The organism is Dorea sp. AF36-15AT (assembly GCF_003477705.1).
In the GTDB taxonomy this organism is placed as follows: Bacteria; Bacillota; Clostridia; order Lachnospirales; family Lachnospiraceae; genus Claveliimonas; species Claveliimonas ammoniilytica.
The window spans coordinates 822,545-835,979 of sequence record NZ_QUDV01000001.1 but is presented as its reverse complement, the minus strand read 5'-3'; the positions used below and the strand labels follow the sequence as shown (position 1 = coordinate 835,979).

Below are 13,435 nucleotides of genomic sequence, written 5' to 3'. Positions count from 1 at the left end.
CAGGTGAGAGCAGATAAAATACTTGGAATAGAACTGAATGAGAAATTTTGCCAGATCAGTTATTACGAACCGGAAAAGCATGAGCCGGAGACACTGGAAGTGTCAGTGGATAATTTTCAGATTCCGATGATCCTTGGTGAATTACAGGATGAATGGGTATATGGAAAGGATGCTGTACAGCTTGCATCGGTGGAAGAAAAATGCACGGTATCTGATCTTTATACCAAAGCAGTCAAACAGGAAAAAGTTAAGATAGGCGGACAGGTTAAGGATGGAGTATGGCTTCTGGCCAAGTATCTCCAGCTTGCTCTGGAACAGTTTGAAAATATAGAGCGGATTACATTCTCCGTTCCGAAGACAGATATTGACATCAGTAAGATGTTGAAAGGTATGGGAAGATTTCTGGGGATTCCAAAGGAGAATATAGCAGTTCAGGACTTTAAAGAGAGCTTCTGCCATTATATGTTTTATCAGCCTAAGGAACTCTGGCAGTATGAGGCCGCATTGTTTTACTGTGACCGCAATGAGATCCGTGCTTATATGCTGCGGAAGTTAAAGACGGTCAGCGGCAGAGGCGCAGATATGTTTGTAACCGTAGATCAGGTGGCAAATGCACAAATGAAAGAGCTGGCGGCGGTTTACCCGGTACTGAATGTGGATAAGGCAAAGGACGCCGATGAACGGTTCCGTGCATTTATCCAGAGTGTATTTGAGAAAAAAGTCGTGTCTTCTGTATTCCTGACAGGGGAAGGCTTTGAGAATAACTGGTATCCGTTATCCCTGAAGGTATTGTGTAACGGACGGCGTGCATTTATCGGTAATAATTTATATAGTAAAGGTGCCTGCTATCATGCGTGGCATCAGACCAGAGAAGAGGATGAAATCCCGGTTTATCTGGATGACAGCAAGATGATGGAACAGGTGTGTCTGCGTATGCGGGTACACGGTAAGGAGGGCTGGTATCCGATCGTGCAGTGGGGAAGCCACTGGTATGAATCCGACGGACAGTGGGAGGTACTTCTGGAAGATACTTCGGATATTGAGATTCATATTGAATCGTTGGCAACCGGAGAATTAGAGGCGGAGACTGTCTCGTTGGAAGGACTTAAAAGCAGGAGAGATTATGCGCTCCGGCTTCAGATCGAGACCATCTTTTTGGACGAACGTACCTGCAAGATCATTTTTAAGGATATCGGATTCGGAGAATTTTATCCGGCATCGGATTTTCAGGTAGAGAAGATCATACATTTAGGAGGAAGTCATGGGCAGTTTAATTCTTTGTCATAGAAAAAAAGCAAAGCATCCATATGAAATCACCAGAATTCATATGCATATCTATACCATAGAAGAACTCTGCTATTATTTCTGCAATAATCTGTATCTGATTGATTATACGATCATCAATAAAAAATTATGTGACTGGCTGGAAGAAGAACTGGAATTAGACGATCTGGCTGCAGAACTCAGGGTATTGTTAGATCAGAACTGCACAACGGAACAGTTCCTGCTGACGGTGCTGAGTCATGCTGCGATTTATTCTGCAGCGGAGATCACCAAGATTCACAATGTACTGGAACATTTGAAGAATCAGAACGAAGTAGAACGCGAGAAGTACAAAGCAGACAATCTGTTGAATTCCGGTGAGACCGCATCTGCGATTCTTGTGTATCAGTCTATTGTGAACAAGGACTGGGATGAGTCCATTGGTAAAGAGTTCTACAGTAAGGTATACAGCTGCCTTGGTGCGGCATATGGCAAGATGTTTCTGTATGAAGAAGCGGCGCATATGTATGAGAGAGCTTATGAGGTGAATCCGGATGCTTCTATTTTAAAGCCGTATCTTTATTGCTGTTACAAATATCTGCCGGAGGATGCTTATGGGAAAATGCTGTCCAAAGAGCAGACATATCTGAATCTGAACAGTGAATTGAAAGAAGATATGAAAGAAGCCTTGCAGCAGGCAGATCTGGATATTGAAGCGCAGGTTTTGGAAAAGTGGAAGCGTGAGTATCGGAGAACTGATAATTGATAATTGATTTTCCGAATACGCTATATTATAATCATGTATGTCATTGAGTGTTGAACTATGAATATTAATATGACATAAGGAGACGAACATTCATGAATAAATTTGAGAAGATTACAACAGGTCTTGGAGAAGAGTGCGGTGTATTTGGAGCCTATGATATGAGTGGAGGCGATGTTGCCCCCACAATATATTATGGGCTTTTTGCGTTGCAGCACAGAGGACAGGAGAGCTGTGGTATCGCGGTAACGGATACAAACGGAGAACGGAAGGTACACTTCAAGAAGGGATTGGGGCTTGTGAATGAAGTGTTCGACAGCGAATCTCTGCATGCGTTAAATGGCAATCTGGGGGTTGGCCATGTGCGGTATTCAACAGCAGGAGCATCAAAGGCAGAAAATGCGATGCCTCTGGTTATCAATTATGTGAAAGGTGTACTGGCGATTGCACATAATGGTAATCTGACCAATGCGATTGAACTGCGTCATGAACTGGAGCGCACAGGAGCGATCTTTCAGACGACCATTGATTCAGAAGTAATCGCATACCATATTGCCAGAGAACGTCTGAAAGCAGGAACTGCGGAAGCAGCAGTCCGCAATGCGATGGGAAAGATCAAAGGTGCCTATGCACTGGTGGTTACATCGCCACGTAAAATGATCGGTGCCAGAGATCCGTTTGGATTGAAACCGCTCTGCATCGGTAAAAGAGACGATACATATTTTCTTGCATCCGAGAGCTGTGCGATCGCTGCTGTTGGCGGCGAATTTGTGCGGGATGTAGAACCTGGTGAGATTGTTACATTTACGAAGAATGGTATCCAATCTGATATGAGTATGGCAATCGATCCGGCTAAGCATGCCAGATGTATATTTGAATATATTTATTTTGCAAGAACAGACAGTACCATTGATCAGGTGAATGTTTATCATTCACGGATCATTGCCGGCAAGGCACTGGCACAGTCCTATCCGGTAGAGGCTGATCTGGTAGTAGGCGTTCCGGACTCCGGTCTGGTGGCGGCCAAGGGATATTCGGAGGCTTCCGGTATTCCGTACGGCATGGCATTTCACAAGAACAGTTACGTAGGACGTACATTTATTAAGCCGACGCAGAATGAGCGTGAGTCCAGCGTAAAGATCAAGCTGAATGTCATAGAGGAAGTCGTAAAGGATAAAAGAATCGTTATGGTAGACGATTCTATTGTGCGAGGTACGACCTGTGCCAATATTATCCGGATGTTAAAGAAAGCCGGAGCAAAGGAGGTACATGTAAGGATAAGCTCACCGCCGTTCCTTTATCCGTGTTATTTCGGAACTGATGTACCGTCCAATGAACAGTTAATAGCTCATTCTCATACAACCGAGCAGATCAGAGAGCTGATTGGCGCAGATTCGCTTGGTTATATGGAAGTAGATAAATTAAAAGAAATGGTGGGAGACCTGGGATATTGTGATGCCTGCTTCACCGGTAATTATCCGATGGAAGTACCGGATGAGGATATCTCACACGCATTTGATTAACGAGGAGGAAATATGATGAGTAACGACAGATACCGCAGCCCATTATCAGAGCGATATGCAAGCAAGGAGATGCAGTACATTTTTTCACCGGATATGAAGTTCCGTACCTGGAGAAGATTATGGATTGCATTGGCAGAGACCGAGAAAGAATTGGGTCTGGATATTACAGATGAGCAGATTGCAGAACTGAAGGAGCATGCAGAGGACATCAATTACGAAGTGGCAAAAGAGAGAGAAAAGAAGGTACGCCATGATGTAATGTCACATGTATATGCATATGGGCAGCAGTGCCCGAAGGCAAAGGGAATCATTCACCTGGGAGCAACTTCCTGTTATGTAGGGGATAATACCGATATTATCGTGATGCATGAAGCACTGCAGCTGGTGCGTACTAAGCTGGTGAATGTGATTGCAGAGCTGGCAGATTTTGCAGATAAGTATAAAGACCAGCCAACACTGGCGTTTACTCATTTCCAGCCGGCACAGCCGACAACAGTTGGTAAGAGAGCAACTCTCTGGATTCAGGAATTTTCTATGGATCTGGAAGATCTGGACTATGTACTGAGCACGTTGAAGCTGCTTGGCTCTAAGGGAACGACAGGTACACAGGCAAGCTTCCTGGAACTTTTTGATGGAGATCAGGAGACAATTGATAAGATTGATCCGATGATCGCTGAGAAGATGGGATTCAAACAGTGCTATCCGGTATCCGGCCAGACCTATTCCCGTAAGGTAGATACTCGTGTATTGAATGTGTTGGCAGGAATTGCTGCAAGCGCACATAAATTCTCTAATGATATCCGCCTTCTGCAGCATTTAAAGGAAGTAGAAGAGCCATTTGAAAAGAGCCAGATCGGTTCTTCCGCAATGGCATATAAGAGAAATCCAATGCGTAGCGAGAGAATTGCATCTCTGTCAAGATATGTGATGATTGATGCATTGAATCCGGCGATCACATCTGCTACACAGTGGTTTGAACGTACACTGGATGATTCTGCAAATAAGAGACTGAGCGTACCGGAAGGATTCCTTGCGATTGACGGTATTCTGGATCTGTGCCTGAATGTTGTAGACGGTCTGGTAGTATATCCAAAGGTTATCGAGAAGCGTCTGATGTCTGAGCTTCCATTCATGGCTACAGAGAATATAATGATGGATGCTGTTAAGGCCGGCGGAGACAGACAGGAGCTGCATGAACGTATCCGTGAGCTGTCTATGGAAGCAGGACGTAATGTCAAGGTAGAAGGAAAGGATAACAATCTTTTGGAACTGATCGCAGCAGATCCTGCATTCAATTTGACACTGGACGAGCTGAAGAAAACCATGGATCCGGCTAAATACACGGGACGTGCATCTGTTCAGGTAGATCAGTATCTGACCAAGGTGATTCGACCATTACTGGAAGAGAACAAAGGTATTCTTGGCGTAAAAGCAGAGATTAACGTATAAAAATAAAAAACAGGGACACAGTATGAATATGATATATGATGTAATGATTCTGGGGGCAGGTCCTGCCGGGTTGTCAGCAGCTTTGTATGCCGGCAGAAGCGGGCTGTCAGTACTGTTAATTGAAAAAGGAGCCGATGGCGGGCAGATTGCAGTCACGGATGAGATTGAGAATTATCCTGGACAGATGCCGGAAGGCGAGAGCGGCGCTTCATTGATCAAGCGGATGTCGGCGCAGGCAGAACGTTTTGGCTCAGTGCGGGTGAGAGATCAGATCCAGTCGGTTGATTTTAATGGCGAGGTGAAAAAGCTTCAGGGTGAAAAAGAGATTTATCAGGGACGATATGTGATCATAGCAGCCGGAGCCCATGCACGTCCAATCGGATGTGAAGGTGAGGACAAGTACCGGGGAAGCGGTATTTCATATTGTGCAACCTGCGATGCTAATTTTTTCCGAGATCTTGAAGTGTATGTGGCCGGAGGCGGAGATGCTGCGGTGGAAGAAGCAATTTACCTGACGCGATTTGCGAGAAAGGTGACGATCATCCACCGAAGAGATGAACTTCGTGCAGTGAAGGCTATACAGGAGAGAGCATTTTCCAATCCTAAGATAGATTTTCTGTGGAACAGTGTGGTAGAAGAGGTTCATGGAGCAGGAATCCTGCAGGGACTGACTGTTCGCAATGTTAAGACCGGAGAGAAGAAGCAGATTGAAGCTGATCCAAAAGACGGTATGATCGGTCTGTTCGGTTTTGTGGGAAATATTCCGAATTCAGCTCTCTTTCAGGGAATACTTGATATGGATGAGAATGGGTATATCCGTGCGGATGAAGAGATGCAGACAAGCGTGACTGGTGTATATGTGGCCGGTGATATTCGTGTAAAGAGTGTGCGGCAAGTGGTTACCGCTGCAGCGGATGGCGCGATTGCAGCTGTACACATATCTGGAAAATGTAATTAAATATTAGATAGTTATAATTTCATGAATGTTGATTATTTGGAGGTGTCATTTTGACACCTCCAAAACTGTTGTCTGGAAGCGGTAACCATAATATAATAAAAACATGGTAGAATATGATTTGACAAAAGACGACACTGTAAAAGAAAATATTTTGCAGAAGAAAAGCATCAGAGAGGGAGCCACGGTACTGTTAACTGTAGCACTTCTGATGGGATCTGCAGAAAAGATTCATACGTTCAGTATGATGGAACATGGTGAATACAGAACCGCAAAAGCGTGGACTGTGCCAACTGCAACCACATATGATCTGCATATGTATGCATGGAACAAGATGAATGTGGATACAGCACGATATTCATGCAGTATACCTGTGGAAGGGATGAAGAATTTTAAGGAGAAGATGGGTACTGCAGCGAAGGAGGTTGCAATGCCGATGCAGAGCAATGTGTCTGAAAGACCATCGGATGTGACAGCTGTCATAGTACCAGATACGCCGAAAGGTGATGTTACATATGACAGGACAGAGGGATCGATCACAGAAGAACCTGATGAAAATGCAGGTACGGTGACCAGTATCAATGGGTTTCTATGTGATGTTGATGGAAGAATAGTAGGATGTGATGGGATTACAGTTACAGATGGAGTACTGAATATTCCGGCTGACAGCAGATGTACAGCTATTGCAGGTGGGGCATTTACCAGTCTGGGTAGTGAGGTCTTTGAAGTGTATATACCTGCAAATATCGTAGATATCAGCGATTCGGCATTTGATGGTCTCTCTGAACTGTTTTACATTGAGGTACATCCGGATAATCCGGTGTATGGCAGTTCTAATGGTGAATTGTACAGAAAACCTTGAATGAACCGGCTATCTCTGTTACAATGAAAGCTGGTTTACAGATAAAATAATAAAGTAATAATAAAAGAAACGGAGATAGAGAAATGAGTAGAGTGAGAACAAGATTTGCCCCAAGTCCGACAGGAAGAATGCATGTGGGTAATTTGAGAACAGCATTGTATGCATATCTGATCGCTAAGCATGAGGATGGAGATTTTATCCTTCGTATCGAAGATACAGATCAGGAGCGTTTTGTAGAAGGAGCACTTGAGATTATTTATCGTACACTGGCTAAGACAGGTCTGGTTCACGATGAAGGACCGGACAAGGATGGCGGTGTGGGTCCGTACGTCCAGAGTGAGCGTAATAAATCAGGTCTGTACCTCAAATATGCCAAGCAGTTGATCGAGCAGGGAGATGCTTATTACTGCTTCTGTGACAAAGAGAGACTGGAATCGCTGAAGAGTACCGTATCAGAGTCCGGTACAGAGATTGTAGTATATGACAAGCATTGCCTTCACCTTTCTAAAGAAGAGATTGAAGCGAACCTTGCAGCAGGAAAGCCATATGTTATCCGTATTAATATGCCGACAGAAGGCACGACAACCTTCCATGATGAGATTTATGGAGATATTACTGTGCCGAATGCAGAACTGGACGATATGATCCTTATTAAGTCAGATGGATATCCGACTTATAACTTTGCCAATGTTATTGATGACCATCTGATGGGAATTACACATGTAGTAAGAGGTAATGAGTATCTTTCTTCTGCACCGAAGTATAATCGTCTCTATGAAGCGTTTGGATGGGATGTGCCGGTATATGTACACTGTCCGCTGATCACAGATGAGAATCATAAGAAGCTTAGTAAGCGCTGCGGACATTCTTCTTACGAAGATTTGCTGGATCAGGGCTTTGTATCAGAAGCTATTGTGAACTATGTTGCACTGCTTGGATGGTGCCCGACAGATAATCAGGAGATTTTCTCGCTGGAAGATCTGGTAAAAGCATTTGATTATCGCCATATGAGCAAGTCCCCGGCAGTATTTGACATTGTGAAGCTGCGTTGGATGAATGGTGAATATCTGAAGGCTATGGATTTTGAAAAATATTTCGACCTGGCTAAGCCATATATCGAAGAGGTGATCACAGGAGATTATGATCTGCGCAAGATTGCTGCTCTGGTGAAGACTCGTATCGAGATTCTGCCGGATATCAAAGATCAGATTGATTTCTTCCAGGCTGTTCCGGAGTATGACACAGCAATGTACTGTCATAAGAAGATGAAGACGAACGAAGAGAATTCTCTGGAACTTCTGAAATCCGTACTTCCGGTATTGGAAGCGCAGGAAGATTTCAGCAACGATGCATTGTTTGAGACGCTGAAAGCATTTGCCGGAGAGATCGAGAAGAAAGTTGGCTATGTAATGTGGCCGATCCGTACTGCTATTTCCGGTAAGCAGAATACACCGGGAGGAGCAACGGAGATTATGGATGTACTTGGCAAAGAGGAGTCCATTGCACGAATCAAGAAAGCTATTGAGAAGTTAGAAACGAGGTAATACATGGGGCCGAATGAGGCACAGGAACGGGCAATAAAGCATGGTGACGGACCATGCATGGTGCTGGCAGGACCTGGATCTGGCAAAACATATACGATTGCCAGACGAACACAGTATTTAATAGAGCATTACAAAGTAAGACCAGAAGAAATTCTGGTCATTACTTTTACCAGGGCAGCTTCCAGAGAGATGAAAGAGCGGTTTCAGGGTTATACCAAAGGGAAGAACTATCCGGTTACGTTTGGAACCTTTCACGGAGTGTATTTTGGTATTCTGAAATGGGCATACCGTCTGACATCAGATAATATCCTGACAGAGGAAGAAAAGTATCAGTTGATCCGCCAGATTCTTGCTATACCGGAGATCGGATTTGAGCCGGAATTATCCGATGAAAAAGAAGAAATACGAGATTTGATCACAGAGATTGGTAATGTAAAGAACCGCGGGATCAGTATTGAAAAATATGAGTCTATCCGTTACGGCGTAGTATTTACCAGAATTTACAAGACCTATGAGAAACAGAGAAAGCTGATGCGGAAGATTGATTTTGATGATATGCTGCTTCTATGTTATGATCTGTTCCGCAGAAGGCCGGATATTCTGGAACAGTGGCAGAAGAGGTTTCGCTATATTTTGATCGATGAGTTTCAAGATGTGAACCGGATTCAGTATGAAGTGGTGCGGATGCTTGCCATGCCGGAGAATAATTTGTTTGTGGTGGGAGATGATGATCAGTCAATTTATCATTTCAGGGGAGCAAGTCCGGAGATCATGCTTGGTTTTGGTGAGGATTATCCGGAGACAGAGACGATATTGCTGGATGTAAATTACAGATCCAGCAGAAATATTGTGAATGGAGCTCTTCGGGTTATTTCCAATAACAGCAGACGCTATAAGAAGAAGCTGGTTACGTCCGGTGATAAGGGTGCCTGTATCCATGTACAGGAAGTAAAGGATGCAAAAGAAGAGAGTAAGTATCTGATCGATAAGATTCGAGAGGCAGAAAAGGAAGGCATTCCGCATTCTGATATGGCGGTTCTTTACCGGACAGCGAATGATGCAAGAGTGATGATGGAGGCTTTGCTGGAATATCAGATTCCATTCCAGGCGAAAGAATCCATTCAGAATATTTACGATCATTTTATTGCAAGAAATCTGATAAGCTATGTCAGGTTGGCATTGGGAGAACGTGATCGGAGATTGTTTTTGGATGTCATGAATGCTCCGGTTCGATATATCAGCAGAGACAGTCTGGAGAATGCAGTGGTATCATTTGAGGATATCCGTTGCTTTTATATGGATAAGAGTTGGATGTTAGACCGGATCGATCAGTTTGAATGGGATCTCAGTATGATGGAAGGACAGACACCATATGCGGCGATCCAGTACATACGCAAGCATATCGGGTATGATGATTATCTGAAAGAATATGCCAGAGAACGAAGAATCAGTGAAGAAGATCTGTTTACTGTGCTGACAGAGATTCAGGAAAAAGCGAAAGATTATTCAGATATGCAGGAATGGCTAGATTATATTGAACGGTATTCGGCCGCACTTCTGGGACAGAAGAACAGACAGTCTGGAAGAAATGACGGTGTATGGCTGATGACTATGCATGGCGCAAAAGGCTTGGAGTTTGATACCGTATTTATGATCCAGTGTAACGAGGGCGTGATTCCGTATAAGAAAGCAAAGCTAGATGCAGAGCTGGAAGAGGAACGACGTATGTTTTACGTGGCGATGACAAGAGCAAAACGGAAACTTATCATAAGCTATGCAAAAATGAAAAACGGAAAGGATCTGGATCCTTCCCGCTTTGTCGATGAATTACTCCACAGTCGGTAATTCTTCGAATTCCAGGTTATCTAACCATTCGTCAAACCCATCAGATGCAATTTCATATTCTTCATCGCTTTCGATCGTTATGAGCTCCGGCTCTTCTTCGCCATCATGTTCGATGTAGCGATAAAGATATACGATGCCGTCGAACTCATCACCCTGCGGTGCCAGTGCGACATATTCATTGTCACCGGCAGTGAAGAAAGTGATGATATCGCATTCCAGTTCTTCGTCATTATCCAGAGTCAGGGTGACAGTACCAAGATCATCTGGCTGATTGAAAAATTCATCCATACTGAATCTCCTTTTCGTATTATTATGATGATTTAACTTTAACAGAGAGCCTGCAAAAAAGCAAGCTGTGAGCGCTGTAATCTGTTTGCAATCTGTTAGACTGGTAGAAACGATGTTCTACTGGAAATGTAGAAAGAAATGTTGTAAAATAAAAAGGCATGTATATCTAAAGCGTTATACATTAGGAGGAAGAAAGAATGAAAAAAAGAACATGGAGCGTGATTATCGTACTGGCTGCGTGTCTGGTTGTTCTTGCAGCATGCAAAAAGTCAGTAGGTACACCGGAAGATAATGCAACAGCAAATGAGAATACAGAGACAGATGCAGAGGGAGAAGAGGATACATCTGAAGAGGAAGAAGTCAAATATAAGTTTGGCTTCAGTGGCATCGATATGCAGAATCCGTATTTTATCACTTTGGAAAGTGCTGTAAAAGAAGGACTTGGAGATGAAGATTATCGGATGATCACGAAGGATCCGGGAAGTGATCCTGATCTTCAGAACCAGCAGATTCAGGAGATGATTGATGAGGGCATTGATGCTATATTCCTGAGCCCGGTTGACTGGGAAAAAATCAGTACATCACTTCGGGCATTGAAGGATGCCGGTGTGAAGATTATTAATGTAGATACACAGGTAAAGGAAAGTGAATATGTAGATGCTTATGTAGGATCTGATAATCAGGCAGCCGGGTATCTGTGCGGGAAGGATCTGATCGAGAGATGTCCGGATGGAGGTAACGTTCTTATCCTTGAAAGCACGACGATGAATTCTGTCAATGACCGTATTACCGGATTTGAAAAAGCGCTCTCATCAGCAGAAGTAGGCTTTGAGATTGTGGACAGAGCGGATGCAGACGGACAGTTCCAGAAAGCACTTGATGAGACAAATGCGATGCTGGATGCTCATCCGGAGATTACCGCTATTATGTGTGGTAATGATCAGATTGCAGTAGGTGCGATCACAGCATTGAACCTGGCAGAACGAAAAGATATCATTGTCTATGGAATCGATGGATCGCCGGATATTAAGAAGGAACTGGTGAAAAAAGACAGTGTTGTGGCAGGAACAGTGGCACAGTCTCCGATTCACATGGGTAAGGATGCTGCGAAGGTTGCATTGGCAATTCTGAAAGATAATGAGTACGAACCAGAGACCTATGAAGAAGTATATATGATCAACAGTGATAATGTAGAAATGTACGGTGTTGATGGATGGCAGTAACGGCAGAAAGATACACCAGATAATCAGAGAAAACAGGGAGAAAAGATTATGAAGCATGTGCGGGGAGCTGCATTACCTCTTGGAGTGACAATTTCAGAAGAAAAGATTAATTTTTCAGTTGCGGCTGCCCCGGACAGTGTCTGCGAACTGTGCTTATATAAAAAAGGATATACCGAGCCATTTTCCGTCTGTGAACTTGAACAGGAACCATTGATTGGTAATGTGCGGTTTGTGGCAGTAGAAGGTCTGGGCGGAGACATAGAATATCTGTATCGAATAGATGGTGAAGAGTATCTGGATCCTTATGTCAGGGAAGTATCTGTGATGAAAGGCCAGAGACGAGGAGTGGTTGTTCAGGAGTCTTATGATTGGGAAAAGGATGCGCCGCTCATGCTTCCTCAGCATGAGGTGATCGCATATAGTCTGCATGTTAAAGGTTTTACCAGACAAAGTGCATCAGGAGTACGCCATAAGGGAACATTTGCAGGATTGGTTGAAAAAATACCATATCTGACAGGACTTGGGATTAATCAGATTCACTGTATGCCGGTGTATGAATTTGATAACGGTGGTAAGAATGGTGTGAACTACTGGGGATATGGTCCTGGGTACTTTTTTGCACCTAAAAGCAGTTATGCGGCAGGAGAGCATCCTGTAACCGAATTAAAAGATATGATCAAAGCCTGCCATAAAGCAGGAATTGAGGTGATTCTCGAAATGCCATTTGACGCATCAGCCGGCAGACAGCTGATGGAAGAGTGCCTGAGATATTATCGCATGGAGTACCATGTGGATGGCTTTATTGTGAATCCGGTATTCTTCTCTGCGGAAGAGATTGCGAAGGATCCAATCCTCAGTCGGACGAAGATTCTGATACATTCGAATGATTATCAGAATATCATGCGTCGTTTCCTGAAAGGAGACGAGGGTATGGTGAATGATGTAATGTATTGGGTCAATCATCATACGGAACACATTTATAACTATATTACTAACCAGAATGGTTTTACATTGAATGATCTGGTGTCTTATGACCGCAAGCATAATGAGGAGAATGGCGAGAATAATCAGGATGGTCCGGAATACAATTACAGCTGGAATTGTGGAGCTGAGGGTCCAAGCAGAAAGAAAGCGGTTATGGGGCTGAGAAAGAAGCAGATGACCAATGCACTCCTGCTGCTGTTCTCGGCACAGGGAACGCCATGTATTCTTGCAGGTGATGAATTTGCAAACAGCCAGAAGGGCAATAATAATGTCTATTGCCAGGATAATGTAACCGGATGGGTGAATTGGAGTCGTGCGAAACAATATGGCTGGCTTACAGAACTTGTAAAAGACCTGATCAGCTTCAGAAAGGCACAGCCGGTACTTACTCAGGCAGAACCATTGATGGGGGCTGATCTGGCAAAATGTGGAATCCCGGACATCTCTTTTCATGGTGAGCATGCATGGAGGATTCCGAACGAAGTGAGCAGCAGGCAGCTTGGAGTATATTATTCCGGACAGGCACAAGGTACGTCAGATTGTTTTGTGATCTATAATATGCACTGGGTAGAGCACATCTTTGCATTACCGACTTTGACATCAAAAAGGAAATGGTATCTGGCAGCATCGACAAAAGAAGGTGTGCTTAAGGAACCGTTGCTGCTTGATAATCAACATGATATCCAGGTGGAAGATCGTACTGTTATGCTTCTGATAAGCCGACGGGTGGAATGAA

11 protein-coding genes are annotated in these 13,435 nt (G+C 43.9%); 10 read left to right on the top strand and 1 reads right to left on the bottom strand.

Annotation, left to right across the window (positions count from 1 at the left end):
• The first annotated feature begins 3 nt into the window (after positions 1-3).
• The 8 genes from DWZ93_RS03975 (at position 4) to DWZ93_RS03940 (ending at position 10,204) form a co-directional block, all read left to right on the top strand.
• Positions 4-1,287, top strand: a complete 1,284-nt coding sequence (locus DWZ93_RS03975) for a DUF5716 family protein (protein WP_118452030.1) — start codon at positions 4-6, stop codon at positions 1,285-1,287.
• Positions 1,262-2,029 carry a hypothetical protein gene (locus tag DWZ93_RS03970; protein WP_118452029.1) on the top strand — a complete coding sequence of 256 codons (768 nt, stop codon included), beginning with the start codon at positions 1,262-1,264 and terminating at the stop codon, positions 2,027-2,029. Before DWZ93_RS03975 ends, DWZ93_RS03970 begins: the two co-directional genes overlap by 26 nt.
• Positions 2,030-2,121: 92 nt before the next feature.
• Positions 2,122-3,549 carry an amidophosphoribosyltransferase gene (gene purF / locus DWZ93_RS03965; RefSeq protein WP_118452028.1) on the top strand — a complete coding sequence of 476 codons (1,428 nt, stop codon included), beginning with the start codon at positions 2,122-2,124 and terminating at the stop codon, positions 3,547-3,549.
• A 15-nt stretch (positions 3,550-3,564) separates the two neighbouring features.
• Positions 3,565-4,998, top strand: a complete 1,434-nt coding sequence (purB, locus tag DWZ93_RS03960) for an adenylosuccinate lyase (protein ID WP_118452027.1) — start codon at positions 3,565-3,567, stop codon at positions 4,996-4,998.
• A 22-nt stretch (positions 4,999-5,020) separates the two neighbouring features.
• On the top strand, positions 5,021-5,956 hold the full coding sequence (gene trxB, locus DWZ93_RS03955) for a thioredoxin-disulfide reductase (protein WP_118452026.1): 936 nt from the start codon (positions 5,021-5,023) through the stop codon (positions 5,954-5,956).
• Between the two features lie 118 nt (positions 5,957-6,074).
• Positions 6,075-6,815, top strand: a complete 741-nt coding sequence (locus DWZ93_RS03950; RefSeq protein WP_147364653.1) for a hypothetical protein — start codon at positions 6,075-6,077, stop codon at positions 6,813-6,815.
• An 83-nt stretch (positions 6,816-6,898) separates the two neighbouring features.
• The gene (gene gltX / locus DWZ93_RS03945) at positions 6,899-8,359 is read left to right on the top strand and encodes a glutamate--tRNA ligase (RefSeq protein ID WP_118452024.1); all 1,461 of its coding nucleotides are present in this window, start codon (positions 6,899-6,901) and stop codon (positions 8,357-8,359) included.
• 3 nt (positions 8,360-8,362) lie between these two features.
• On the top strand, positions 8,363-10,204 hold the full coding sequence (locus DWZ93_RS03940; RefSeq protein WP_118452023.1) for an ATP-dependent helicase: 1,842 nt from the start codon (positions 8,363-8,365) through the stop codon (positions 10,202-10,204).
• On the opposite strand, the gene DWZ93_RS03935 is transcribed toward DWZ93_RS03940, so the two are convergent.
• Complete coding sequence (locus DWZ93_RS03935; protein WP_118383480.1) at positions 10,187-10,492, bottom strand: DUF1292 domain-containing protein; 306 nt, start codon at positions 10,490-10,492, stop codon at positions 10,187-10,189. The genes DWZ93_RS03940 and DWZ93_RS03935 overlap by 18 nt on opposite strands.
• Positions 10,493-10,689: 197 nt before the next feature.
• Between DWZ93_RS03935 and DWZ93_RS03930 the strand changes: the two genes are divergently transcribed.
• Together DWZ93_RS03930 and DWZ93_RS03925 are read left to right on the top strand one after the other, a co-directional pair.
• Entirely contained in the window at positions 10,690-11,715 is a 1,026-nt protein-coding gene (locus DWZ93_RS03930) for a sugar ABC transporter substrate-binding protein (RefSeq protein ID WP_118383481.1), read from the top strand.
• 48 nt (positions 11,716-11,763) lie between these two features.
• On the top strand, positions 11,764-13,434 hold the full coding sequence (locus tag DWZ93_RS03925) for an alpha-amylase family glycosyl hydrolase (protein ID WP_118452022.1): 1,671 nt from the start codon (positions 11,764-11,766) through the stop codon (positions 13,432-13,434).
• The last annotated feature ends 1 nt before the right edge of the window (position 13,435 follow it).

Bases quoted from the DNA above. Each gene is read 5' to 3' on its own strand.
- DWZ93_RS03970 (WP_118452029.1), top strand. From the start codon at position 1,262: ATGGGCAGTTTAATTCTTTGTCATAGAAAAAAAGCAAAGCATCCATAT.
- purF (WP_118452028.1), top strand. From the start codon at position 2,122: ATGAATAAATTTGAGAAGATTACAACAGGTCTTGGAGAAGAGTGCGGT.
- purB (WP_118452027.1), top strand. From the start codon at position 3,565: ATGAGTAACGACAGATACCGCAGCCCATTATCAGAGCGATATGCAAGC.
- trxB (WP_118452026.1), top strand. From the start codon at position 5,021: ATGAATATGATATATGATGTAATGATTCTGGGGGCAGGTCCTGCCGGG.
- gltX (WP_118452024.1), top strand. From the start codon at position 6,899: ATGAGTAGAGTGAGAACAAGATTTGCCCCAAGTCCGACAGGAAGAATG.
- DWZ93_RS03940 (WP_118452023.1), top strand. From the start codon at position 8,363: ATGGGGCCGAATGAGGCACAGGAACGGGCAATAAAGCATGGTGACGGA.
- DWZ93_RS03935 (WP_118383480.1), bottom strand. From the start codon at position 10,492: ATGGATGAATTTTTCAATCAGCCAGATGATCTTGGTACTGTCACCCTG.
- DWZ93_RS03930 (WP_118383481.1), top strand. From the start codon at position 10,690: ATGAAAAAAAGAACATGGAGCGTGATTATCGTACTGGCTGCGTGTCTG.
- DWZ93_RS03925 (WP_118452022.1), top strand. From the start codon at position 11,764: ATGAAGCATGTGCGGGGAGCTGCATTACCTCTTGGAGTGACAATTTCA.